The sequence below is a fragment of the Ruegeria sp. CI8 genome (genome assembly GCF_056536865.1).
On record NZ_JBQFQL010000003.1, the window covers coordinates 306575 to 330716 of the forward strand.

Genomic DNA, 24142 nt, shown 5'->3' on the forward strand with positions numbered 1-24142 from the left:
GGGCGTCCATGAAACTGGTGGAACAAACTGATGACCAAAAAAGCGCTGATCACCGGAATTACCGGACAGGACGGGTCTTACCTGGCCGAATTTCTGTTGGCAAAGGGCTATGAGGTTCACGGGATCAAGCGTCGGGCATCCTCGTTCAACACCCAGCGGATCGACCACATCTATCAGGACCCCCACGAGCCTGATCCGAAGCTGCGGCTGCACTACGGCGATCTGAGCGATACCTCGAACCTGACCCGCATCATCCAGGAGGTTCAGCCCGACGAAGTCTACAACCTGGGCGCCCAATCTCACGTGGCCGTCAGCTTCGAGTCGCCGGAATATACCGCGGATGTCGATGCCATCGGCACCCTGCGCCTGCTTGAGGCGATCCGGTTCCTGGGACTTGAAAACAAGACCCGGTTCTATCAGGCGTCCACGTCGGAACTCTACGGGCTGGTCCAGGAAACTCCGCAGCGCGAAACGACTCCGTTCTATCCCCGCTCGCCCTACGCGGTGGCCAAGCTGTATTCGTATTGGATCACGGTCAATTACCGCGAGGCGTACGGGATGTATGCCTGCAACGGAATCCTGTTCAATCACGAAAGCCCGCGCCGCGGCGAAACCTTTGTCACCCGCAAGATCACGCGTGGTCTGGCCAACATCGCCCAGGGCTTGGAGAAGTGCCTTTACATGGGGAATATCGACAGTCTGCGCGATTGGGGCCATGCCAAGGACTACGTGCGGATGCAGTGGATGATGCTGCAGCAGGACAAGCCCGAGGATTTTGTTATTGCCACCGGCAAGCAGTATTCCGTGCGCCAATTTATCGAATGGTCGTCGGCCGAGCTTGGGCTTACCTTGGAGTTTTCGGGCAGCGGTGTGGACGAGGTCGCAACGGTGACGGCGATTGAAGGCGACAACGCCCCAGCGCTGAAACCCGGCGACGTGATCATGCGGATCGACCCGCAGTATTTCCGACCCGCCGAGGTGGACACTCTGCTGGGTGACCCGTCGAACGCCAAGGCCAAATTGGGTTGGGAGCCGGAGCTGACCGTGCAGGAAATGTGCGCAGAGATGGTTCTGGAAGACCTCAAAACCGCAAAGCGACACGCCTTGTTGAAAGAGCACGGGTTCGAATTGCCGGTCAGCCTGGAAAACGGCTGAGGAGGCAGAAATGCGCAAGATCTACATCGCCGGACATCGTGGCATGGTGGGTGGAGCAATCCTGCGTCAGCTCAAGGCGCGCCAGGCTGATGGTGAGGCGCTTGAACTGGTGACCCGAACCCATTCCGAATTGGATCTGACCGATCAGGCGGCCGTCCGCGCCTTCATGCAGGCCGAGCGGCCAGACGTCGTGATCCTGGCCGCTGCCAAGGTGGGGGGGATTCACGCCAACAACACGTATCCTGCAGATTTCATTTACGAAAATCTGATGATCGAGTGCAACGTGATCCATCAGGCTTTTGCGGCCGGCGTACGGCGTCTTTTGCAGCTGGGCAGTTCCTGCATCTACCCGCGTGAAGCAGCGCAGCCGATGCGCGAAGACGCGTTGCTGACGGGTGTTTTGGAGCCGACGAACGAACCCTATGCGGTCGCCAAGATCGCCGGAATCAAGCTGTGCGAAAGCTACAACCGCCAGCACGGGGTCGACTACCGGTCGGTCATGCCGACCAACCTGTATGGGCCGGGCGACAATTTCCACCCTGAGAACAGCCATGTTCTGCCAGCACTGATCCGCCGCTTCCACGAAGCCAAACGCGACGGGTTGGACGAAGTGGTGATCTGGGGAACTGGGAAGCCGCGGCGTGAATTCCTGCATGTCGATGACATGGCCGAGGCATCGCTGTTCGTAATGGATTTGCCGCAGGACGTGTATCAGGCCAATACACAACCCATGCTGAGCCACATAAACGTGGGCTGCGGGCAGGACGTTTCGATTGCCGAGCTGGCCGCACTGATCGCCAAAATCACCGGATATACCGGCTGGATCACGCAGGACACCACCAAGCCAGATGGTACGATGCGCAAGCTGATGGACGTTTCCCGGTTGGCGAAGATGGGCTGGAAGGCACGCATAGAGCTGGAAGATGGTATCCGCGAGACCTATGCTTGGTTCCTTGATCAATCGGCCGACGACCTGCGGGCCAAATAAGCACCCGGCCCAAAGACCGGGTGCGTTCGGTGATCAGAACCAGCGGCCGATGGCTGCGACTGTCGGGCTTATAGTTGCCGGATCGGACGCCGCCGACAGAACTTGCCACGCTACCTGCGTTTCGGTTGGCAAATCGAAGCTGATGAACCGTCCCAGAGCATTACCGCTGCCGCTCAGGGTCGGAGTACTGCCCACAGCAAAAGGCGCAGGGAAAATCCAAGTATTCTGGGCGCTTGCAAACAGTGGCCCCATGCCGGCAGTACAGGCCACCGAACTCGCCGCGAGGGTGCAGATCTGGGTTCCGTCCGCGAAACGAACGAATTCGCCGTTCGCATTTGCGCCGCGTTCGATCACCGCGCCGGTCGGGGTCCCGCCAGACTGCGTCACCGGACCCACGAGGTTGCCCGGTCCATATCCGTAGTCGGCTCGCATCAGCCGTCCGGGTGTTACATCTTCAGGGTTTGCTTGAACGGCCGCGCCGCTGATCGTTCCTGATGTGGCATCCACGCGCACCGCCTCGGTCCAAGAGCCTCCGTCCGGTGAAACCTTGATGGAAAAATCGGTACTGCCCGCAAGGCCCATCTCGGCGTGGCCGGTCCAGTTGGACTGAAACAGGAGGGAGGCGGTGTCAGTCGCGCTAGCTTTGTTGACCTTCAACTGGTGGCCGCTCCCGTCATGGCTCAGCAATGTGGCGGGACTCCGAACCGAAAGGCGGTTGGTCGGATCGTATCCGGTTGCGACCCCGACCCCGACAAGGTTCGCAGTATTGAGCGGAGGATCGATCCATCCGCCGTTGTCCCAGACCTTGAGCGCGGCGCCGGCTTGGTCCCAAACACGCCATCCGTTTGCCGGCGTGACAAAGACCCAAGCATTGTCCAGCCAAGCCGCGAGTTGCCCAGGCTTCCCCGCCCAGGCGCCTGTCGGGCTGGCCCCCAAGCCGTAGATGGCACCTTGATCTGGTGCCGCAGGTGGAATGGTTTCATCCAGAGCCACAACACTCAGCTGCACGATCAGGTCCAGCTGCCGCAGCGCTTCGTTGTGGGTGACGTGTTTTTGCGCCTGTGAGGGTTGCAGAAACGGCAGATTCAAACGGGGGGTGATTTGGGACACGGGCGGGATCCTCCTTGGGCCATCGATTCACGGAATTCGCTACGCGCCACCCTGCCGCGGATGGGATGAATCCCCGCTTTCACGTGCGAACGACACAAAAAGGATTTGGTTACTTGTGGATTTCCAAATACGAAACAAAGCCGCCCTTTTGGGGCGGCTGTGGATATTTTTAGTATGGAGGTCGGTCAGCTGATTCTGACCTGTACGCCCAAAGCATGAACCGTTGGCGACCGGAGCCGCGGTGTTCAGCCAGGATCAGTTGCGGGCGTAGACATCCTCGTACCGGATAATATCGTCCTCTCCGAGGTAGGCGCCGGTCTGAACCTCGATCAGGACCATAGGCACCTTGCCGGGGTTTTCCATGCGGTGAACCGCGCCAAGGGGGATGTAGACAGACTGGTTTTCGCTGACCAGACGAACCTCGTCATCGATCGTGACCTTGGCGGTACCTTCTACGACGATCCAATGCTCGGACCTGTGGTGGTGGGACTGCAGGCTCAGGGCCGCGCCGGGGTTTACGTGAATCCGTTTGACCTGGAATCGTTCGCCCACGACCAGGCTCTCGAACCAGCCCCAGGGGCGATGGTCGACCGGCAGAGCTTCGGCCTGCGGTGCCCCTTTGGCCTTCAGGGCGGCCACGGCCTGTTTGACATCCTGTGCCTTGTCCATGCTGGCCACCAGAACGGCATCCGGCATGGCCACAGCGATCATGTTCTCGAGCCCCATGGCCACGACTTCTTGGGAGGCTGACTCGGACCGGATCAACACGTTGTTACAGTCGATCGTCGTCACCTCACCGGTGGTCGCAACGCCGTTTTCGTCGGGGCTGCTCAGCTCCTGGACGGCCGACCAGCTGCCGACATCCGACCAGCCGGCGGCATAGGGAACAACGCTCAGGTTTTTGGCCCGTTCCATGACCGCGTAGTCGATCGATATGTCTTCGACTTTCCCCCAGGCCAATGCGTCCAGTCGCAGAAAGCCAAGATCGGCTTTCGCGTCCTCGACGGCAGTCTGCACCGGCGGCAACAGGTTGGGTGCATGATCCTGGAACGCAGCGATGATGTCGCGCACCGCAAACAGGAAAATGCCGGAATTCCACAGGTAACTGCCATCGGAGATCATGGCCTTGGCCCGATCCAGATCGGGCTTTTCAACGAAATGGTCCAATGCGACCGCAGCACCTGTCGCGTCGGGCGCAGCGCTGAGCTTCAGATATCCATATCCGGTTTCCGGCCGGTCCGGAGTGATCCCGAACGTCACCAGATGGCGGTCCCTCGCGATGGCAGTCACACCTTGCGAAACCGCCGCGTGGAACGCGGATTTGTCGGGCACGACGTGATCGGACGGCGCCACCAGCATCAAAGCATCCGGGTCTACCTTCGACAGGTAAAGCGCGGCCGCCAAGACCGCCGGAGCCGTGTTGCGGCCCTCAGGCTCAATAAGGATAGGACCGGGGTCGACACCAATGGCGGTAAGCTGCTCGGTGACGATGAAGCGGAACGATTCATTGGTGAGTATCAGGGGCTTGGCGTACGGTGCGTCCTTGGGCCCTCGCATCCGGTCCGCACAGTCCTGCAACAGGCTGCTGTTTCCGACCAGAGGCACGAACTGTTTGGGATAGCTTTTTCGGGACAGCGGCCAAAGCCGGGTTCCGGAGCCGCCGCACAGAATGACAGGATAGATGGTGGTCATGACGAATGGGCTTTTCGGCTGGTTTTCTGACGTTTTATCGCAGTCATCACAGGGTGGGTGAAGGACCGCCGCTTATTGGGCGGCCCGACCTGTGGCAACAATATCATTCAGATAGGCGCTCAGGTCGTCGCGCAGGTCATTCCGGGCCAGGGCAAAGGCCACGGTGGCCTGCAGGAAGCCTGCCTTGGATCCGCAGTCGAAGCGTTGACCATCAAAGCGGTATCCGAAAACCGGGACACCGTTGCCGATGTCTTCGGCGATGGCATCGGTCAGCTGGATCTCTCCGCCGCTGCCTTTCTTCATTTGATTGAGGTTGTACAGCACCGACGGCCCCAAAATGTATCGACCGATGACCGCCATGTTCGACGGTGCCTCGTCGGCCTTGGGCTTTTCAACCATGCCGCGGGCGCGGATCACCTTGCCGGAACTGTCGGCGGCGTCCAGAATCCCGTACGAGCTGGTTTTTTCGGGTGCGACCTCCATCGCGGCGACCATGTTGCCGCCGGTTTCTTCATAAGCCTCGACCATCTGCTGCAGGCAGGGTTTGTCGGCCGCAATAACGTCGTCTGGCAGCATGACCGCAAAGGGTTCATCGCCGATCAGGCGGCGGGCGCACCAGACGGCGTGTCCCAGCCCCAGAGCCTTGTGTTGGCGGATATAGGCGATAGCACCGCTTTCCATGTTGGTGTTCTCGAGAACCTCCAACAAATCATCCTTGCCTTTGGCTTTCAGTTCCTGCTCCAGCACGAGATTGTGGTCGAAATAGTCTTCGAGCGCCGATTTCCCGCGTGATGTGACGAAGATGAACTCGGTAATACCCGCAGCGCGGGCTTCGTCGATGGCATATTGAACGAGAGGCCGGTCAACCAGCGTCATGATTTCCTTCGGAACGGATTTCGTTGCCGGAAGAAACCGGGTGCCCAATCCTGCGACAGGGAAAATCGCCTTGGTGACCTTGCGTGACATGTGACCTCTCAAATTCAAAAACTTAGCCGGCGGACGTGGTGCATCCGGGGCTTCCTCTTAGGCTGCGAAACCGGATCAATCAATGATGCCCGAAAAAACAGGCCGAAAACGACCGAAGGGTGCCATCTGGTCATGGCAAAGTCAAAACACCCAGTCCCAATAACACTGCCCTAACGGGCAAGCGCCCCGAAGCCGGTTGTCCGGCTTCGGGGACAGGATCAAGCGCCCGCCATGATCGCTTCCAGCGGATCATGCTCGGCCACGAAGTGCCCAGGCGCAATCTCGCTGAGCGCGGGAACATAGTCGGTCTGACCTGCCGCCAGACGGCTGGGCAGGAACCGCAGCGCCGCCTTGGGGTCCATGGGCGAGGGCAACTCGCCCGGCAGTTTCAGCCGTTGGCGGCTGCGCTCGACATCCGGGTCCGGGATTGGCACCGCCGAGATCAGCGACTGTGTGTAAGGATGAACCGGGTTCGAGCAGATCACCTCGCCATCGCCCAGTTCGACGATGCGACCCAGATACAGAACCATGATCCGGTTCGACACCGCGCGCACCACCGACAGGTCGTGGCTGATGAAGATCATCGACAGGCCGAACTCCTGCTGCAGTTCCTTCAGCAGCTGCACGATCTGCGCCTGGATCGACACGTCCAGCGCCGAGACCGCCTCGTCGCAGATGATCAGCTTGGGCTTGTTGATCATCGCCCGGGCGATGCCCACCCGCTGGTTCTGTCCGCCCGACAGCTCGTGCGGGTAGCGGTTGATCATGTTGGCGTTCAGGCCGACCCGTTCCATCATCTCGGCGACCATCTGCTTGCGCTCGCGCTCGGTCAGGTCGGGGCGATAGGTTTTCAGCGGTTCCGCGATCGAGGCGGAGATCGTCATTCGCGGGTCCAGGCTGGCCAGCGGGTCCTGGAACACGATCTGCAGATCCTTGCGGTACTTGTTCAGCTCGGCCCGTTTCAACCCGACGATCGGATGACCCAGCCAGCTGACATTCCCGTCGCTCGGCTCGATCAACTGCAGCACGGCACGGGCGAGAGTGGACTTGCCGCAGCCAGATTCACCGACCACGCCCAGGGTTTCACCCTTGCGGATGTCAAAGCTGACGCCGTTCACCGCCTTCAACGGCACCTTGCGGCCAAAGATGCCGCCCGGAACGTGGATCGGGAAATGCACCTTGACGTCATCGACCTTCAGCAGCGGCGCCGCGTCGGTCTCCACCGCCTTGGGCGCGTCGCCTGCGTCGATGCGGGGCATGGCCTCGATCAGCGTGCGGGTATAGTCGTGCTTGGGCGCGTGAAAGATCTCGCGCGTGTCACCGGCCTCGACGAACTCACCCAGGCGCATGACCTGCACCCGGTCGCACATGCGGGCCACGACGCCCATGTCATGCGTGATCAGGGCGATGGCCGTGCCCTCGTCCTTTTGCAGACGTACCATCAGGTCCAGGATGTCGGCCTGAACGGTCACGTCCAGCGCGGTGGTCGGTTCGTCGGCGATCAGCAGCTTGGGATTGCACAGCATCGACATGGCGATCATCACCCGCTGGCGCATCCCGCCCGACAGCTCGTGCGGGAACTGGTCCAGACGGCGCGCGGCCTCGGGGATGCGCACCCGGTCCAGCCATTCCAGACACCGTTGCCGCGCGGCCGAACCCTGCAGGCCTTCGTGTACCTGCAAGACTTCGCGCATTTGCTGGCCGACCCGCAAATGCGGAGTCAGGGCGGTCAGCGGGTCCTGAAAAATCATGCCCACGTCATCGCCCCGGATCTGGTTCAGCTTGTTCACGGGCAGGTTCAGAATTTCCTGCCCGTTCAGCAGCACCGACCCGGTGGCCCGGCCCGCCGGCGGCAGCAGCCCCATCGCGGCCATGAAGGTCTGGCTTTTGCCCGACCCGCTTTCGCCGACGATGCCCAGGCATTCGCCCGGCGCGATTTCAAAGCTGATGTTCTTGACGGCCTCGACCACCCCGTCGGGCGTGTCGAACTGAACGCTCAGATTCTTTACGGAAAGCAGGCTCATGTCAGCGGTCCTTCGGATCCAGTGCGTCACGCAGGCCATCGCCGATGAAGAACATCGTGATGATGATGGTGACGTAAAATGCCAGGGGGTACATCAGTTGCCACAACGTGCCGTAACCCATGGTTCCGGCGCCCTCGGCGATCAGACGACCCAACGAGGTATAGGGCTCGGAGATCCCCAGCCCTAGGAACGAGATGAAGCTTTCCGTCAGGATCATCTCGGGCACCAGCAGCGAAGCATAGACGATCACCACGCCCAGCAGGTTGGGCAGGATGTGGCGGTACATGATGGTGAACTCGCTGACACCGGCGGCGCGGGCGGCCTCGATGAACTCGCGGTTCTTCAGGGTCAGGGTCTGGCCGCGCACGATCCGCGCCATGGTCAGCCAGCCTACCGCACCTAGCGCGATGAACAGCATGAAGAACGACCGCCCCGCCACGACCAGCAGCAGGATGATGACCAGCGTGGCCGGAATGGCCAGCAGGATGTCGACGAAGCGCATCATCACGCCGTCAACGCGCCCGCCGATGTAACCGGCGGCAATGCCATAGCAGGTGCCGACGATCAGCGCGGTGGCCGCTCCGATCAGGCCCACCAGCAACGAGGTGGTGGTGGCCTGGATGACCCGGCTGTACAGGTCGCGCCCCAGATCGTCGACGCCGAAATAGTGGCCGGTCTCGATGGACGGCATACCCATGCCGGCCACGTCGCCCATGACGTTCCAGTCGATTTCCTCGTTGCTCCAGACGGCAAAGTAGGGCCCGATGATCGTGAACAGAACGATCAGGCCCAGGATGAACACGCTGGCCATGGCGGCCTTGTTGCGGACAAAACGCATCCGCGCGTCCTGCCAAAGCGAACGTCCCTGAATGACCGTGTAATCGGTGATGTCTTCGGCCAGATGGGCGGCTTTCTGAGATTTTCCAAGCATTTGCCTGCCCCCTCAGTAACGGATTTTCGGATCGAACCAGGCATAGGCCAGGTCGGTCAGCAGGTTCACCAGAACGGTCAGCACGCCATAAAGGATCGTGACCCCCAGCAGCACGGCATAGTCGCGCGACAGGGCCGAACCCACATAGGCCTGCCCCAGCCCACCGGTCGAAAAATAGATGTCAACGAAGACCGAACCGGTCAGCACATAGACGAAGACCGGCCCCAGATAGGACACCACCGGCAGCAGCGTGGGTTTCAGCGCATGGCGCCAGATCACGGTTCTGGTGGGCAGGCCCTTGGCCCGCGCGGTGCGGATGAAGTTCGAATTCAGAACCTCGAGCATCGACGAACGCGTGATCCGCGCGATCGAGCCCATGTACGAGGTCGCAAGCGCGATCACGGGCATGATCAGGTATTGCCACTGGCCCCCGTTCCAGCCGCCGCCCGGCAGCCAGCCCAGCCACAGGGTGAAGGTCAGGATCAGGATCGGGCCCATGATGAAGTTCGGCAGCGCCTGGGCGGCGATGCCCAGACCCACGGCGAAATAGTCGATCCAGCTGTTGTGGCGGATCGCGGCGGCGATGCCCAAACTGACGCCCACCAGCGTGGCCACGAGGAAGGACAGCATCCCGTAGGTCAGCGAAATCGGAAAGCCCTGCGCGATGATGTCGTTCACGTCGCGGTCCTTGAACTTGAAGGACGGGCCGAAATCGAAATGCACCACGATGTTGTACAGGTAATCCCACAGCTGTTTCCACAGCGGCTGGTCCAGCCCGTAGCGCGCCTCGATATTGGCCAGGACCTGTGGCGGCAACGGCCGCTCCGAGGTGAAGGGCCCGCCGGGCGCGAAGTGCATCAGAAAGAAACTGGCGACGATCAGCAACAGGATCGTCGGAACGGCGATCAGCAGTCGCCGGATGACATAGGCAAGCATTTCATGCCCCCAATTATTGGCCCTGCCCCAGAGCATGTCCGGGGCAGGGCGCGATCAAAGGATGATGATTACTCGGCGATCTTGTAGAGGTTCTTCGAGTACCAGTTCTGCTCGACGTTGTTCACCGGCCAGTTCCCCACGTCGCTGTCCATCATGTAGACACCGGCATAGTGGTAGATCGGGATCACAGGGGTTTCCTGTGCGATCATCCGCTCAACCTCGGTATACAGCGGGGCCGGATCGTCCGAGGTTTTGGCCTGAGCCAGCAGCTCGTCGACCTTGGCATTGTTGTACTTGCCGTCGTTATAGCCGGAATCCGACTGCAGCAGGTCCAGGAAGGTCGAGGCTTCGTTGTAGTCCCCGCACCATGCGCCACGGGCCAGTTCAAAGTTCTGGTTGCCGCGCTCTTCGAGGAAAATCTTCCATTCCATGTTGGCCAGCTCGACCTGCGCACCCAGCTTCTGCTTCCACATCTGGCTGAGGGCCACGGCGACTTTCTTGTGCGCCTCCGAGGTGTTGTAGACCATCGCGAAGCTCAGCGGGTTGTCGGGACCGTATCCGGCCTCGGCCAGCAGTTCCTTGGCCAGCTCGTCGCGCTCGGCTTGCGTCATCGACGCCATTTCCACGATCGGCGGGGTGAACCCTGCGGTGGCTTCGGGCACGAAGGTGTAGGCTTCGGGCTGACCGCCGGCCAGGATGTTCTCGGTGATGATCTTGCGGTCAACCGCCAGCGACAGGGCCTGACGCACGTTCGGGTCCTTGAAGGCCTCGGGGCCGCCGTCGGACAGGTTGAACGTGTAGTAGTAGTTGCACAGGCGCGGGAAGCTGATCGCCTCGTTCGGGTATTCTTTCTTCAGGCGCGGAAACTGGCCTGCGGGCACCTCGGTGCGGTCCAGCTCACCGGCCAGATAGCGGGTCAGGGCCACGTTTTCATCGTTGATGACCAGCGCCACGACCTTGTCGATGATGGTGTTGTCGTTGTCCCAGTACATCGGGTTGCGCTCGCGCACCGAGCGTTCGTTGGGCAGGTGCTCGGTCAGGACATAGGCGCCGTTCGAGACGATGTTGCCGGGCTTGGTCCATTCATCGCCGAACTGCTCGATGACCTTCTGCGGGGCTGGGAAGGTGGTCGAGTGCGTGGTCATCTGCGGGAAATAGGGCAGCGGCGCGCTCAGTTTCACTTCCAGCGTGTGGTCGTCGATCGCCTTGACGCCCAGGTCGTCGACCGGCTTGTCGCCCGCGATGATCTCGGCGGCGTTCTCGATCGACATCAGTTCCATGAACCAGGCATAGGGCGAGGACAGGGCCGGATCGACGGCGCGTTTCCACGCAAAAACGAAATCATGTGCGGTGACCGGATCGCCGTTCGACCACTTGGCGTTGTCGCGCAGGGTGAAGGTGTAAACGTCCTTAGTTTCGTTGGTGGTATAGCCGGTGGCCACGCCCGGAACCAGGTTGCCGTCTTCGTCCTGGTTCATCAGACCTTCGAACAGGTCGCGGACAATCTCGGCGCCCGACACGTCCTCGACCACCTGCGGGTCGACCGAGCTGTGCTCGTCCAGCACGCGGTAGACGAAGGTCTGGTCATCGGCCAGCGGCTCGCCGGTGACCGGATGGGTGCCCGCGGCCAGCGCGGCTCCGGTGATGAAGGTCGAGCACAGCAGGCCCGCCACCGAGTTTCGAAGGATGGTGTTCATGATCTTCTCCCAATTATTGTGGCGGCGGTCTGCGCATCCATATGGGATGGCGTCCGGCGGCCCTGGTTGCCCGACATCCGCTGGGACCCGGTTCTTTTGAATTTTGGGTTGTGCCAATTCGCAAGGAACACTGCGTCGCAGCTTTCTGGATTGCAGTCGGTGAAGTGGATGCAAGAGTTTCCTCTCGCTGGCCGAGACCGTGCCACTATTTTGGGCAGGGTTAAAGCCTTCCCATGAGTCCGGATCGCCTAAAGGTAGAAAGAAACTTCGTGACGCGTGGTCGCTGAAATTTTGTAACGATGGCGTGTATCGTTGCGATATTTTCGTGCCCAGGCCGCCCGGATTGCAGCCCGAGGCGCGATCTGTTTCGGCAGAATTTCGCCGCTCGCTTTCGCCCGATCAGGCGAATCGCCAGCGGTCAGGGACGCAACCGCGACTTCATGCTGGCTTTGGGGAAACAGGTGGGGCGCTGGCCTGTTTCTTCCTGCCAACGGCCGATCGACCGGCGGGTTTTGTATCCCGGGAGCCCGTCGGCACCGCCCACGTCGTGCCCCATCGCGATCAACGCCTGCTGCATGGTCGCGATATCCGATCGGTAGAGACCGCCCACCTTGCCCCAGCGGCCTTTGAAATCGCCCACGCCATACTGAATGCGATCGCCCACATGGCCCACGAACAAGGCGTAGAGATCGCTCATGTTGTAGTCTTTGAGAACGTAGAAATTGGGCGTTACGACAAAGGCCGGACCGTTCCGGCCAGCCGGCATCATCAGGTAGCCCTCGCCGCGCAGCTCGTGTTCGGGGAAGGGGCGGCTCGAGACGCGTGTGATGCCCATAGCAACCCAGTCGCGGATCGGGCGACCCTGATCGGGACCCTCAAGCGCGCAGGACACAGACGCCGGTACGGTCACCTCGAACCCCCAATCGCGGCCGCTGACCCAACCGTGCCGCGCGAGGTAGTTTCCGATCGATGCAATCGTGTCGTCAGCCGACCCCCATATGTCGGCCCGGCCGTCTGCATTGCCGTCGGTCGCGTGGTTCAAAAAGCTGGTCGGCATGAATTGCGGCTGGCCCAACGCGCCGGCCCAGCTGCTTTTCATCGCGCGGCCGTTCACGTGACCGGCCTCGACGATCTGCAGCGCGGCGATCAGTTCGCCGGTGAAATACTCCGCGCGCGTGCTCATGAACCCCTTGGTGGCCAGCACCTGGATTGCGTTATGCCGGATCGGAACCTGCCCATAGCCGCTCTCGCGGCCCCAGACCGCAAGGATGATCCGGGCGGGAACGCCGGTCTGTTCCTCGACCCGGCGCAGCGTTTCCGCATGACGCTTGGCCATACGCCGACCGCCGGCGGCGGCACCCTGAACCGAATTTGCGTTGAAATACCGGCCGGGGGACCCGAACTCGGCTTGCCTTTGCTTTTTGGGCGTCCGTGCCGGAGAGCCCGGCGGAACAAGATCAGGAAGTTCCCAATTCAGGCGAACTCCGTCGGTTGCGCTGTCAAACGTGCGGCGCGATACACCCTGCGCCCGGGCCAACGGCCACACCTGTTTCTGCAACCAGTCCTGAAACTGCCGCTCAACCGCGGCTCGGTCCTGCGCGATCGCCGCGCCGGAAAACGCGATCAGTCCAATCAGAATAAGCAGTAAACGCATGACACAATGACTGACCCGACCCACTGGTCAAGTCAACTCGATGGTGAGGTGGTTCCCTGCTGCCGGGGAAAAACCTTGTGAAATCTGCTGACTCTGCCGATAGTTGCACCAACCTGAAGTTTGATGAGGGCGATCCGGCGTGAGCGGAAACAGGACTATACCTGCGGTACTGACAGCGCTGATCGTGGTCGTATTGTGGTTGGGCACGGCGCAATCGGCTCTGGCCAGCGACAGTTTCATGGATCCTCAAGGCCCTATTGCGGCGGTCCAAAAAACACACCTGGTGCGCGCGACCGCGTTGATCCTGATTGCGGTCATTCCGGTTCTGGTTCTGGTTCCCTTGATCGCTCTTCGCTATCGGCGCCGCGCGCAAAGCCCGGCTGCCTATCGGCCCAAATGGGATTTCTCGCCCATGCTGGAAACCGCGATGTGGGGTGTGCCGGTGGTGATCGTGGCGCTGCTGTCCTTTTATCTTTGGAAAGCAACCCACCGGCTGGACCCTTACGCGGCCCCGTTCGGCGATGAACCGGCCCTGCGTGTGCAGGTGGTGGGGCTGGATTGGAAATGGCTGTTCATCTACCCCGACCTGGGCATCGCGACGGTGGGTGAGTTCGGGGTGCCAACAAAACAACAAGTCGCCCTGACACTGACGACGGACACGGTGATGCAGTCATTCATGGTTCCCGCCCTGGCGGGGCAGATCTATGCCATGCCGGGGATGACGACCCAATTGCATCTCGTGGCTGATGCCCCCGGACAAATGCAGGGCGAAAACACCCAGTACAACGGGCGCGGCTTCACCAAGCAGAAGTTCCAGACGGTCGCGATGCCGCCGCCGGACTTCGACTCGTGGGTCGACCGGGTTCGGCAGAACGGTATCGTTCTGGATCCGGCAACCTATCGGACACTGGCCATGCGGACGGACCGGGACGAGGTTCAGGCCGCGCTTGGCACCGCGCAGATGCCCGATAATGCGCTGTATTTCCGCCTGGATGATGGCGATCTGTTCCACAGCATCCTGGGCCGGTATCACAACGGGCAACCTTTGCCGCAGGATCAGCAACCGGGAACCGCTCAATACGGGCAGGAGGACAAGCAATGACATCTGCCGAGTCCGGTTTCTTCGGCCGTCTGAACTGGGATGCCTTCCCCATCGCCGGGCTGATTCAAGACCCCAATACGAATGAAATCGTGGCCAATGCCGCGGCGGGCGTGGTGATCGTCGGTGTGGTCGCGGTTCTGGGACTGCTCACCTGGTTTCGCCTGTGGGGGCCGCTGTGGCGCGACTGGTTGACCAGCGCGGATCACAAGAAGATCGGCATCATGTATATCGTCTTTGCCATCGTCATGCTGGCGCGCGGCGTTCTGGAAGGCGTCGTGATGCGCGCCCAACAGGCGGCCGGGCCGGGCGAGGGGTTCCTCGAGGCCGAACACTTTGCCGAACTGTTCAGCACCCACGGCACGATCATGATCTTCTTCGTTGCGGTGCCCTTCGTGTTCGGACTGGCGAATTTCCTTGTCCCGCTGATGATCGGCGCACGCGACGTGGCCTTTCCGGTGATGAATCAGATCAGCCTCGGCCTGACGGTTTCGGCGGGGATGATGCTGATGGTCTCACTGGTGGTGGGCGAGTTTTCCACCGGCGGCTGGACGGCCTATCCGCCCTATACCGGCGCGGCCTTCAATCCGGGTGTGGGGCCGGATTACTGGATCTGGGCGATCGTGGTGTCGGGCATCGGCACCACCCTGACGGGGATCAACTTTGCCGTCACGATCTACAAACTGCGCGCGCCTGGGATGAAATTCATGCGGTTGCCGATGTATTGCTGGACGATCATCTGCAGCTCGATCCTGATCGTGTTCGCCATGCCGCCCCTGGGGGTGGCGGCACTGTTGCTGGCCGCCGACCGGTATCTTGATTTCCATTTCTTCACCAATGACCTGGGCGGCAACATGATGAACTATGCCAACCTGTTCTGGCTGTTCGGCCACCCCGAGGTCTATCTTCTGGTTCTGCCGGCCTATGGCATCTATTCCGAAGTCTTCGCGACTTTCTCGGCCAAGCGGCTCTATGGCTACAACTCGCTGGTGATCGCGACCATGTCGATCGCGGTACTGTCGTTCACCGTCTGGCTGCACCATTTCTTCACCATGGGCCAAAGCGCCCTGATCAATGCGGTGTTCGGCATCGCCACGATGCTGATCGCCATACCAACCGGCGTCAAGGTCTATGACTGGATGGCCACCCTGTATTGCGGCCGCATCCGGTTCTCGGTGCCGATGCTGTACGGGCTGGCCTTTCTGATGCTATTCGTGATCGGGGGGCTCAGCGGGGTGATCCTGGCCAACCCAACCGTTGACTATCAGGTGCACAATACGCTGTTCCTGGTCGCGCATTTCCACAACGTGTTGCTGCCAGGTGTCCTGTTCGGATTGCTTGCGGGCTACAACTACTGGTTTCCCAAGGCGTTCGGCTTCCGCCTGGACGAGGCTTGGGGGCGGATATCGGTCGTGCTGTGGACGGTGGGCTTCATGCTGACCTTCCTGCCGCTGTATTTCGTGGGCCTGATGGGTATGCCGCGCCGCTCCTACAGTTGGGAGGACCCGAGCTTTCACCCCTACATGATCACGGCCGTCATCGGCGCGCTGGTCATTCTGGCGGCCTTGCTGTCGGTCGTCGTGCAGCTGTGGGTCAGCATCCGCAACCGCGAACAGAGCCGCGTATCGGTTGGCGACCCCTGGGACGCCCGCACGCTGGAATGGTCGATCCCGGCCCCGCCGCCGCCCTACAATTTCGCGATCATCCCGCATGTCACGGACCGCGACGATTTTGCCGCCGCGAAAGAGCGTGGCGAGGCCTACCCGCACCCCGACCGGTACGAGGACATCACCATGCCGCGCAACACCGGGATCGGTTTCGTGCTCTGCGTGCTCAGCGGTGCGTGGATGTTTGCGCTGGTCTGGTGGATCTGGTGGCTGGCGGCGCTGATGACCGTGATGATGATCCTGTCATTCATCCTGTGGACCTTTCAGACCGATACCGAAGAAGTGGTTTCAGCTGAAGACGTGCGCAGGCAGCACGAGGCCTGGCTGGACTTGGTCCGCAACGCGACCCCTGTGAACCGGGATCACGAAGGTGCGCCAGAAAACACCGGGCTTGCCCGACCGGATCTGGAGGCAGCGACATGAAGCCTGCACCAACCCACAGTTACCCAGGTCTGAACCTTGGGCGGCGTCATGCCAGCGCCCACAAGGCGACCGAAGTGGTGACCTTCGGTTTCTGGGTCTTTCTGATGAGCGACCTGGTCTATTTCGGGCTGATGTTCGGCGTCTACATCACCATGATCGACGCGCAGGCCGGTGGTCCTGGCCCGCACGACTTGTTCGATCTCTACAGCATCTTTGCCCAGACCCTGATCCTGCTGACCAGCAGCCTGACTGTTGGACTTGCCATGCTGGCGCTGAAATACAACCTGCCGCGCGGTCGGATCGTCCTGTGGTTCGGGGTTACGCTGCTGCTTGGGCTGAGTTTTCTGGTCCTCGAAATCCGCGATTTCATGTCGATGGCGGAAAAGGGTGGCATCCCGCAGCGCAGCGGTTTCCTGTCCGCCTTCTACGGGTTGGTGCCTCTGCACGGGCTGCATGTGGCGGCGGGCTGTGTGTGGCTGGTCGTTCTGGGCATTCAACTGCGGGTCATGGGGATGACCGACCTCGTGATTTCGCGCGTGGTGCGGCTGGCACTGTTCTGGCACTTCCTTGATCTGATCTGGATCGGCATCATCACCATCGTGTATTTCGGAGGGCTGACCTATGGATAAACGGTCCGAGATGCACAGGCGCGAGCGGCGCCGGTATGTGATCGGCTATGGCGGCTCGCTGTTGCTGACACTCACCGTGTTTGCGATCGCCTACTGGTTCGGCATCGAGACCAAGGGTGTCTATCTTGCAATTGGGCTGTTGGGTTTGGCGCAGCTAATCGTTCAACTGGTCTATTTCCTGCATATCGACCGTCGCCGCAGCAGCCGCGAAGATCTGGATTTGGTCCTGTTCTCGACGCTGGTTCTGCTGATCATCATTCTTGGAACGGTCTGGATCCTGGGCAATCTGGCCATGCGGATGCACATGCCGGGCATGTAGCGACCGGCTAGCCCATCACCCACAGTCCCAGCCACAGGGCCAGCCAGCACAGTCCGAGGCTGAGCAGGATGTTTCCACCCGCAAGTACAATCGTCCGCTCGCGCTGCAGTTCAAGAGACTGGTAGGCAAAGCTGGAGAATGTCGTGAACCCTCCGCAAAAGCCGAAAACCAGGCGCTTTTCTTCTTCGGCCATCTCCACGGGCCCGCCCAGGTACCCGATCCAAAGCCCCAACAACAGGCTGCCCAATACGTTCACGACCAGCGTCGAGACCGGCAGGTCGTGGGTGATGGCCCGTGCGACCCAGTGGCGAAGGACCGCTCCCAGTCCGCCCCCCAGCCCAAACACCGCATGCAGATACAGATCGGTCATTCGGCCGATCCTCCTGAGCGGCGGCGGCGACCGATTGCCTCGCCCAGAATGGCCGCGCCCAGACCGAAGATAACTTCGGCCACCAACGGGAAGATGACCGACCAGCCGCCGGTTTCAGCGATCCGTTCCAGTTCGGCGGCAAAGGACGAAAACGTCGACAATCCGCCGCAGAAACCAACGGCCCCGAGGTGCAGAACATGGGCATGCACCCGGCCCCGTATGGCGTAGAGCCATCCCAGAATGAAACAGGCCACGACATTGATGCCGAAGGTCGATGTCAGCAACGGCATCCCCGGAATTTCCAGCGCAAACAGTTCGCGCAGGATCGACCCAGCCGCTCCTCCGACAAAGACGGCGGCGTACATCATGGGCTTCCCCGAAACTGCCGCCTGAGTTTTGGCCAAGGACGCTTCTCCGCCTGTGGGGTTTGGATTTGGATAGCGGCTGTGCCGCCCGGGTTCAACCGCCGCAACCAAGCCACCGCAAATCCGCCCGATGCTTGGGGTGGCAGTACAAAGGCTTGCAATCAAAGGGCAACCTGCCCACGATCTATCGGGACAGGCCCGATGGGGTCGGAACCAGAGGGCAGGTCATGACGTCGAATTCCGTGTGCAAGGTATTGCTGGATATTCTCGCGGATGCCGGAGGGCGCCAGATCTTCGGTGTGACGGGCGATGCGCTCAACCCCCTGCTTGAAGCCATGCGCGGGGATGGCCGGTTCGAATGGATCGGGGTCAGGCACGAGGAAAACGCAGCCTATGCAGCCTATGCCCAGGCGCATCTGACCGGCGGGATCGGGATTTGTGCCGGAACCGTCGGTCCCGGCGCGCTTCACCTGATCAATGGGCTGTACAACGCCCGGCGTGAGGGTGCAGGGGTCGTGGCGATCACAGGTCAGGTCGCTCATCGGGAGCGCGGGACCGGATACCACCAGGAAGTCAATCTTGAGAAAGTGTTCGAGGATGTCTGCAGCTATCAGGCCGTGATCAATTCGCCGGACCAGATGCCGCGACTGGCTCAGATCGCCGTGCAACGCGCCTTGATCAACCGCGAGGTCGTGCGGATCGAACTGCCCATCGACGTATCCGAACAGCAAGTGCCCAGCTTGCACCAAATGCACCCGATCCTGAAAACGCCATCAACGCTGATCCCGCCCGAATCCGAAATCGACCGTGCGGCCGAGATCATCAACGCGGGCAGGAAAGTCGCCCTTTTCGCCGGCGTGGGATGCAGAGAAGCCAAGGACAAGGTTCTGGCTCTGTCCCAACGGCTGAATGCGCCGATCACGCATTCCCTCAAGGGCAAGGACATTTTTGACTATGATGATCCCAACGTGGTCGGGATGACCGGGTTGATCGGCAATCCCGGCGGGTATCATGCAGTGCGCGACTGCGATGTGCTGGTGATGCTGGGGACGGACTTCCCATACGAGTGGTTCCTGCCGGAAAACGCGAAAATCATCCAGATCGATCGCAACGTCGAACATCTGGGACGCCGCGCGCCCATCGCATCGGGATTGCTGGGGGATGTGGGCGCGACGCTGGATCTGCTCTTGCCAAAGCTGGCCGCAAAGGACGACAGGGCGTTTGCCGATCGTCAGGTCAAGCTGTGTACGAAATGGCTGGCGCAGCAAGACCGCGACTCCAGTCTCGAGCGCGACACCGAGCCACTCCACCCGCAGCTATTCGCGCGGCAGGTCTCCGACCAGGCTGCCGATGACGCGATATTTGCAATGGATATCGGCGAATGCACGGTCTGGGTGGCGCGTCAGACCCGGATGAAAGGCGGACGGCGCATGGTGGGGTCGTTCAACCATTCGTCACTGGGGTCCGGGTTGCCTTCGGCGTTGGGAGCCGCCGCGCTGGATCCGCAGCGCGAGGTTTGGGCGTTCTGCGGGGACGGCGGTTTTGGCATGTCCATGCAGGATTTCGTGACTGCCGTGCGCTTCGAGTGGCCCATCAAGGTGCTGGTCTTCAACAACCAGACGCTGGGCTTCGTGAAGATGGAGATGGAGGTGGCGGGTTATCCGCTGAACCCCGCTGCTACCGATCTGGTGAACCCGGACTTTGCGGAATACGCGAGGGTTTGCGGCGGGGATGGGGTCCGTGTGGAACATGCAACTGACATCCCCGAGGCCGTCGCGCGGGCCAAAGCCAGCCGAAAGCCATTCATCATCGACGCCATGGTCACGCCCGGCGAGTTGGTCATGCCTCCGCATATCGATACCAAGATGGCCTGGGGTTTCGGCATGTCGAAACTGAAAGAAGGCATCCTGCTGGCCAAGGGTGAACACGCGCAGTGGGACAACTGGGTCAAGGAACTCAAGGCCAACCTCTGACCGGTTGGCCCAAGGGAGAGCAAGATGATCGTACGTCGAATCTATTATGTCGTGACCTATGTGGTTCTGCCTTTGATCGTGGTCTGGGGCTTGTACTGGCCTCCGGCACTCTGGCTGTTGATTTTGCTGGTCCCTTACGCGTTGGTCGGGCTGTACGACATGCTGACCACCAAACACAACGTACTGAACAACTATCCGGTTCTGGGCCATTTCCGGTATATGCTGGAGTTCGTCAGCCCGGAAATCCGCCAGTATTTCGTGGAAACCAACGAAAGCGGGCGGCCCTTCAACAGGATCATTCGCGCGCTGGTGTATTCACGAGCAAAGGGACAGGTCGACACTCAGGCTTTCGGCACGCAGTACGATATCACCGAAGTCGGGTATCACCGGGCCAACCATTCGCTTGCGCCCAAGGACGTTCCAGAAAGCGAAGAGCGTGTGATGCTGGGCGGTCCTCAGTGTGAAAAGCCCTATCTCGCATCGCGGCTGAACGTTTCAGCGATGAGCTTCGGAGCACTTAGCGCCAACGCGATCCGCGCCCTGAACGGCGGGGCCAAGGATGGTGGTTTCGCACACAACACGGGCGAGGGCGGGCTGTCGCCGCACCATCTTGCCGAAGGCGGCGATATCATCTGGCAGATTGGCACCGGATACTTTGGCTGTCGGACGGCAGAGGGCGGCTTTGACAAGGACAAGTTCGCCCAGAACGCCCGGAAGGATGTCGTGAAGGCGATTGAGATCAAGCTGTCCCAAGGCGCGAAACCGTCCCATGGTGGTGTTCTTCCGGCGGCCAAAGTCGATGAAGAAATCGCGCTTATTCGTGGCGTGCCCGTGCATCAGGATGTGATTTCGCCACCCATTCACTCGGCCTTTGATGGGCCAACGGGCCTGATGCATTTCGTGCAGCACCTGCGCGAAATGTCCGGGGGCAAACCCGTCGGTTTCAAGCTTTGCATCGGCAACCGGTCCGAGTTCATGGGGATCTGCAAGGCCATGCTGGAAACGGGCATTCTGACCGATTTCATCACCGTAGACGGGGCCGAGGGCGGGACCGGCGCGGCGCCTGTGGAATTTACTAACCGCCTGGGCGTACCGTTGAACGAAGGGCTGATCTTCGTGAACAACTGTCTGCGCGGAGTAGGTCTGCGGGACAAGATCCGGGTGATCTGTTCAGGCAAAGTGGCAACCGGCTATGACATGATCGAGAAATTCGCGCTGGGGGCTGACATGTGCAATGCGGCGCGGGCGATGATGTTCGCCGTGGGCTGCATTCAGGCCCTGCATTGCAATACGAACCGCTGCCCGTCAGGCGTCGCAACACAGGATCCCATTCGCGGCCGCGCGGTCAACGTGCCGCAGAAACGCAAGCGGGTTCACCGCTTTCATGACGCCACCCTGGAAAGCTTTCGCGAAATACTGGGTGCAATGGGGAAAGAGCGCGTATCTGACCTCGGCCCATCCGATATCTACCGCCGAATTGCCAACGAGCGCGAGTGCTCATACGCGGAACTTTACACCTTTATCGAGCCAGGTGCCTTGTTGAAAGATTCAGTGCCGCAGGAATTTGCAGCGGATTGGCAGAAGGCGTCGGCCAGCCATTTCTGATTTTTTTCTCAAATGTTCCAAGGATCCGCTCCTGTCCTGCGTCTGAATAGTCAGAATGAGCAAACTGACCTCGGATGAAGAATTGGCCCATGGGGCCGCCAACGGGGACGCGGAAGCGTTCGCGACGCTGCTTGGGCGGCATTATGACCGCGTGTTCCGGCTGGCCTTTCGGCTGACCGGCAGCGCCGAGATCGCCGAAGATCTGACGCAGGACATATGTGCCGCCTTGCCCGCCAAAATTGTCGGTTTTCGAGCGAGTTCAAAGTTCACTACCTGGCTGTATCGGGTCGTCTGCAACGCGGCACATGATGCGCGGCGTCGAACGGCCAGCCGAAACCGTGCAGCTATCGGCTGGGGCGATGTGGAAAAGATGCGGCGCGCCGAAGCCGTCGAGACGGCCGCGGCCCTGTCATGGCTGCAACGGGCCATGCAGAGTCTGCCCGAAGATCTGCGTCAGACACTGGCGCTGACGCTGGATGATGAAATGACCCATGCACAGGCCGCCGACGTGCTGGGCGTGTCCGAGGGCACGGTCTCATGGCGCCTGTCCGAAGCCCGAAAGCGCCTGCGCGCGATCAAACAAGAGGAGCTTGCCCCATGAGTGATGAGCTCGATGATCTGAAAACACTGATGGATGCCGCAACGCCTGCACCGGATGAAAAGCGGCGGGCCGTCAATCTGGAGCTGGCCAGAAAAAACTTTGCTGATCTCCAAGGATCTCGACCCGGTACGCGTCCCAATGTCAAGCGAGGCCCGTTTGCCCGCGTGACAGAAGGAACCAAAGCCATGTTGAATGCAATTTCGACCCGCGGCGCGCTGGCCGCTACAACAGCCATCGCTGCCGTTGCGTTGATCATGATCGTGCCGCAGACACGCGACGGTGTGCTGTCCCCCAGGTTCGGTACCGAGACCCGGGTGATCGGCCAGCCGCAGGCGGTTCGGCCAACCGGTCGATCAGACGCTGAAACGGCCGAGATGGATCTCGAGGAACCCGTTGTCGAAGCGCCGATGGTTGTGGAAGAAGCCCGGGAACCTCTGGCAAAACGCAGCCTTCTTTCGCAAGGCCGCCTCGCCGACAGCACAGTGGCCCCTTCGGTTTCGAGCGACGCATTTCGTCCGCCAGCGCGACCCGAGCAGTCGTCCGAAGAATTTGCAAACGCCGAAACCAACTCACTCAAGGTCACCGCGGAAGAACCGGTTTCCACGTTTTCGATTGACGTCGATACCGCATCTTACGCCATCGTCAGGTCCTCGCTTCTGGCTGGTCACTTGCCCCCGCGTGACGCGGTGCGGATTGAAGAAATGGTAAACTATTTTCCCTATTCCTATCCGGCGCCGGACGGCGCGGTGCCGTTTCAGCCAAGCATCACGGTCATGCCCAGCCCCTGGAATACCGGTACTCGACTGGTCCATATTGGCATTCAGGGAACGCTTCCGGTGATCGAGGAGCGTCCGGCGCTCAATCTTGTCTTTCTCATCGACACCTCGGGCTCGATGCAGGACGCCAACAAGTTGCCCTTGTTGAAACAGTCCCTGCGCCTGATGTTGTCCGAGTTGCGACCCGAGGATCAGGTGTCGATCGTGACCTATGCCGGCAGTGCGGGCCAGGTTCTGGAGCCGACATCTGCAGCCGATCAGGCCAAGATCGTGCGGGCGCTCGAACACTTGGACGCGGGCGGATCCACAGCGGGACAAGCCGGGCTTCAGCAAGCCTATCAGGTTGCTGCAGACATGGCCGCCGAGGGCGAGGTGACGCGAGTCATTCTGGCCACGGACGGGGATTTCAACGTTGGCCTGTCCGATCCCGAAGCTCTCAAGGAGTTTATCTCTGACAAGCGCGACAGCGGAACATATCTGAGCGTTCTGGGTTTCGGGCGCGGTAACCTTGATGACGCGACGATGCAGGCCCTGGCCCAGAACGGAAACGGACAGGCGGCTTACATCGACACGCTGGGTGAGGCCCGCAAAGTGCTGGTTGACCAACTGACCGGTGCGCTGTTTCCGATTGCCAACGACGTCAAGATTCAGGTCGAATTCAACCCTGCCCAAATCGCCGAATACCGCCTGATCGGATACGAAACCCGCGCTTTGCGCCGCGAGGACTTTTTGAATGACACTGTTGATGCGGGCGACATAGGTGCTGGCCACAGCGTGACCGCGATTTACGAAGTCACGCCGGTCGGCTCCAACGCAATTCGCAATGCACCGCTACGGTATGGAAACACCGCCCCCGCTTCGGGCAGTGATGAAATCGGCTATTTCAAGCTGCGGTACAAAACACCCGGCGACACGCGCAGCCAGTTGATCGAGCAACCGATCTTGGACGGGCAGGGCCGCCAGACGGACGACGTGAGGTTTTCCGTCGCGATTGCAGGTTTCGGCCAGTTGTTGCGCGGCGGCACTTACCTGTCCGACTGGAGCTATGATGATGCAATCGCGATGGGCAACACGGCCCGTGGGGCCGATCCTTTCGGGTACCGGACCGAAGCCGTGACCCTGATGCGTCTGGCGCAATCCCTGTCAAAATAAAGGGTGGGCA

The 24142-nt window shown here is 60.8% G+C and carries 20 protein-coding genes; 10 read left to right on the forward strand and 10 right to left on the reverse strand.

What is annotated here, in order from left to right:
* The first annotated feature begins 30 nt into the window (after positions 1–30).
* The gene (gene gmd, locus ACR0DA_RS14760) at positions 31–1155 is read left to right on the forward strand and encodes a GDP-mannose 4,6-dehydratase (protein WP_170359329.1); all 1125 of its coding nucleotides are present in this window, start codon (positions 31–33) and stop codon (positions 1153–1155) included.
* Positions 1156–1165: 10 nt separating this feature from the next.
* The gene (gene fcl / locus ACR0DA_RS14765; protein WP_480754654.1) at positions 1166–2143 is read left to right on the forward strand and encodes a GDP-L-fucose synthase; all 978 of its coding nucleotides are present in this window, start codon (positions 1166–1168) and stop codon (positions 2141–2143) included.
* 33 nt (positions 2144–2176) lie between these two features.
* On the opposite strand, the gene ACR0DA_RS14770 is transcribed toward fcl, so the two are convergent.
* The 8 genes from ACR0DA_RS14770 to ACR0DA_RS14805 all read right to left on the reverse strand — a co-directional run bounded on the left by ACR0DA_RS14770 (position 2177) and on the right by ACR0DA_RS14805 (position 13153).
* Positions 2177–3253, reverse strand: coding sequence for a DUF2793 domain-containing protein (locus tag ACR0DA_RS14770; RefSeq protein ID WP_480754656.1), 1077 nt, complete (start codon positions 3251–3253; stop codon positions 2177–2179).
* Between the two features lie 255 nt (positions 3254–3508).
* Positions 3509–4945, reverse strand: coding sequence for a mannose-1-phosphate guanylyltransferase/mannose-6-phosphate isomerase (locus ACR0DA_RS14775; RefSeq protein ID WP_480754657.1), 1437 nt, complete (start codon positions 4943–4945; stop codon positions 3509–3511).
* A gap of 72 nt (positions 4946–5017) precedes the next feature.
* A complete protein-coding gene (galU, locus tag ACR0DA_RS14780) occupies positions 5018–5911 on the reverse strand; it encodes a UTP--glucose-1-phosphate uridylyltransferase GalU (RefSeq protein ID WP_093963131.1) in 894 nt (297 codons plus the stop codon).
* Positions 5912–6129: 218 nt separating this feature from the next.
* Positions 6130–7935 (reverse strand): ABC transporter ATP-binding protein, encoded by a 1806-nt coding sequence (locus ACR0DA_RS14785; protein ID WP_480754659.1) that lies wholly within the window; start codon positions 7933–7935, stop codon positions 6130–6132.
* Between the two features lies 1 nt (position 7936).
* Positions 7937–8866, reverse strand: coding sequence for an ABC transporter permease subunit (locus tag ACR0DA_RS14790; protein WP_170341315.1), 930 nt, complete (start codon positions 8864–8866; stop codon positions 7937–7939).
* A gap of 12 nt (positions 8867–8878) precedes the next feature.
* Positions 8879–9802 (reverse strand): oligopeptide ABC transporter permease OppB, encoded by a 924-nt coding sequence (oppB, locus tag ACR0DA_RS14795; RefSeq protein ID WP_093963128.1) that lies wholly within the window; start codon positions 9800–9802, stop codon positions 8879–8881.
* Positions 9803–9870: 68 nt separating this feature from the next.
* Complete coding sequence (locus ACR0DA_RS14800) at positions 9871–11499, reverse strand: peptide ABC transporter substrate-binding protein (RefSeq protein WP_170599734.1); 1629 nt, start codon at positions 11497–11499, stop codon at positions 9871–9873.
* A gap of 418 nt (positions 11500–11917) precedes the next feature.
* Complete coding sequence (locus ACR0DA_RS14805) at positions 11918–13153, reverse strand: lytic murein transglycosylase (protein WP_170599732.1); 1236 nt, start codon at positions 13151–13153, stop codon at positions 11918–11920.
* A gap of 139 nt (positions 13154–13292) precedes the next feature.
* Between ACR0DA_RS14805 and ACR0DA_RS14810 the strand changes: the two genes are divergently transcribed.
* Genes ACR0DA_RS14810 through ACR0DA_RS14825 form a run of 4 tightly spaced genes read left to right on the forward strand, consistent with a single transcriptional unit; the run spans position 13293 to position 17290 of the window.
* Complete coding sequence (locus ACR0DA_RS14810; protein WP_367647184.1) at positions 13293–14255, forward strand: cytochrome ubiquinol oxidase subunit II; 963 nt, start codon at positions 13293–13295, stop codon at positions 14253–14255.
* The gene (locus ACR0DA_RS14815; protein ID WP_480754660.1) at positions 14252–16342 is read left to right on the forward strand and encodes a cbb3-type cytochrome c oxidase subunit I; all 2091 of its coding nucleotides are present in this window, start codon (positions 14252–14254) and stop codon (positions 16340–16342) included. The genes ACR0DA_RS14810 and ACR0DA_RS14815 overlap by 4 nt, the downstream gene beginning before the upstream one ends.
* Entirely contained in the window at positions 16339–16971 is a 633-nt protein-coding gene (locus ACR0DA_RS14820) for a cytochrome c oxidase subunit 3 (RefSeq protein ID WP_170341891.1), read from the forward strand. The genes ACR0DA_RS14815 and ACR0DA_RS14820 overlap by 4 nt, the downstream gene beginning before the upstream one ends.
* Positions 16964–17290, forward strand: coding sequence for a cytochrome o ubiquinol oxidase subunit IV (locus ACR0DA_RS14825; RefSeq protein ID WP_244952445.1), 327 nt, complete (start codon positions 16964–16966; stop codon positions 17288–17290). The genes ACR0DA_RS14820 and ACR0DA_RS14825 overlap by 8 nt, the downstream gene beginning before the upstream one ends.
* 7 nt (positions 17291–17297) lie before the next feature.
* On the opposite strand, the gene ACR0DA_RS14830 is transcribed toward ACR0DA_RS14825, so the two are convergent.
* Both ACR0DA_RS14830 and ACR0DA_RS14835 read right to left on the reverse strand, forming a co-directional pair.
* A complete protein-coding gene (locus ACR0DA_RS14830) occupies positions 17298–17660 on the reverse strand; it encodes a fluoride efflux transporter FluC (protein ID WP_170341325.1) in 363 nt (120 codons plus the stop codon).
* A complete protein-coding gene (locus ACR0DA_RS14835) occupies positions 17657–18028 on the reverse strand; it encodes a fluoride efflux transporter FluC (RefSeq protein WP_480754661.1) in 372 nt (123 codons plus the stop codon). Before ACR0DA_RS14835 ends, ACR0DA_RS14830 begins: the two co-directional genes overlap by 4 nt.
* 224 nt (positions 18029–18252) lie before the next feature.
* Between ACR0DA_RS14835 and ACR0DA_RS14840 the strand changes: the two genes are divergently transcribed.
* From ACR0DA_RS14840 to ACR0DA_RS14855, 4 genes are read left to right on the forward strand one after another with little or no spacing between them, the layout of a single operon-like run.
* Complete coding sequence (locus ACR0DA_RS14840; protein WP_480754662.1) at positions 18253–19998, forward strand: thiamine pyrophosphate-dependent enzyme; 1746 nt, start codon at positions 18253–18255, stop codon at positions 19996–19998.
* Between the two features lie 24 nt (positions 19999–20022).
* Positions 20023–21603 (forward strand): FMN-binding glutamate synthase family protein, encoded by a 1581-nt coding sequence (locus ACR0DA_RS14845; protein WP_480754664.1) that lies wholly within the window; start codon positions 20023–20025, stop codon positions 21601–21603.
* A 55-nt stretch (positions 21604–21658) separates the two neighbouring features.
* The gene (locus tag ACR0DA_RS14850) at positions 21659–22204 is read left to right on the forward strand and encodes an RNA polymerase sigma factor (RefSeq protein WP_480754666.1); all 546 of its coding nucleotides are present in this window, start codon (positions 21659–21661) and stop codon (positions 22202–22204) included.
* Positions 22201–24132: a vWA domain-containing protein gene (locus ACR0DA_RS14855; RefSeq protein ID WP_480754668.1), complete on the forward strand. Its 1932-nt coding sequence runs from the start codon at positions 22201–22203 to the stop codon at positions 24130–24132. The genes ACR0DA_RS14850 and ACR0DA_RS14855 overlap by 4 nt, the downstream gene beginning before the upstream one ends.
* Positions 24133–24142 lie beyond the last annotated feature (10 nt).

Excerpts from the sequence above, each read along its gene's own strand:
- gmd (WP_170359329.1), top strand. The coding sequence starts at position 31 with ATGACCAAAAAAGCGCTGATCACCGGAATTACCGGACAGGACGGGTCT.
- fcl (WP_480754654.1), top strand. The coding sequence starts at position 1,166 with ATGCGCAAGATCTACATCGCCGGACATCGTGGCATGGTGGGTGGAGCA.
- ACR0DA_RS14775 (WP_480754657.1), bottom strand. The coding sequence starts at position 4,945 with ATGACCACCATCTATCCTGTCATTCTGTGCGGCGGCTCCGGAACCCGG.
- galU (WP_093963131.1), bottom strand. The coding sequence starts at position 5,911 with ATGTCACGCAAGGTCACCAAGGCGATTTTCCCTGTCGCAGGATTGGGC.
- ACR0DA_RS14785 (WP_480754659.1), bottom strand. The coding sequence starts at position 7,935 with ATGAGCCTGCTTTCCGTAAAGAATCTGAGCGTTCAGTTCGACACGCCC.
- ACR0DA_RS14790 (WP_170341315.1), bottom strand. The coding sequence starts at position 8,866 with ATGCTTGGAAAATCTCAGAAAGCCGCCCATCTGGCCGAAGACATCACC.
- oppB (WP_093963128.1), bottom strand. The coding sequence starts at position 9,802 with ATGCTTGCCTATGTCATCCGGCGACTGCTGATCGCCGTTCCGACGATC.
- ACR0DA_RS14800 (WP_170599734.1), bottom strand. The coding sequence starts at position 11,499 with ATGAACACCATCCTTCGAAACTCGGTGGCGGGCCTGCTGTGCTCGACC.
- ACR0DA_RS14805 (WP_170599732.1), bottom strand. The coding sequence starts at position 13,153 with ATGCGTTTACTGCTTATTCTGATTGGACTGATCGCGTTTTCCGGCGCG.
- ACR0DA_RS14815 (WP_480754660.1), top strand. The coding sequence starts at position 14,252 with ATGACATCTGCCGAGTCCGGTTTCTTCGGCCGTCTGAACTGGGATGCC.
- ACR0DA_RS14820 (WP_170341891.1), top strand. The coding sequence starts at position 16,339 with ATGAAGCCTGCACCAACCCACAGTTACCCAGGTCTGAACCTTGGGCGG.
- ACR0DA_RS14825 (WP_244952445.1), top strand. The coding sequence starts at position 16,964 with ATGGATAAACGGTCCGAGATGCACAGGCGCGAGCGGCGCCGGTATGTG.
- ACR0DA_RS14830 (WP_170341325.1), bottom strand. The coding sequence starts at position 17,660 with ATGACCGATCTGTATCTGCATGCGGTGTTTGGGCTGGGGGGCGGACTG.
- ACR0DA_RS14835 (WP_480754661.1), bottom strand. The coding sequence starts at position 18,028 with ATGATGTACGCCGCCGTCTTTGTCGGAGGAGCGGCTGGGTCGATCCTG.
- ACR0DA_RS14840 (WP_480754662.1), top strand. The coding sequence starts at position 18,253 with ATGACGTCGAATTCCGTGTGCAAGGTATTGCTGGATATTCTCGCGGAT.
- ACR0DA_RS14845 (WP_480754664.1), top strand. The coding sequence starts at position 20,023 with ATGATCGTACGTCGAATCTATTATGTCGTGACCTATGTGGTTCTGCCT.
- ACR0DA_RS14850 (WP_480754666.1), top strand. The coding sequence starts at position 21,659 with ATGAGCAAACTGACCTCGGATGAAGAATTGGCCCATGGGGCCGCCAAC.
- ACR0DA_RS14855 (WP_480754668.1), top strand. The coding sequence starts at position 22,201 with ATGAGTGATGAGCTCGATGATCTGAAAACACTGATGGATGCCGCAACG.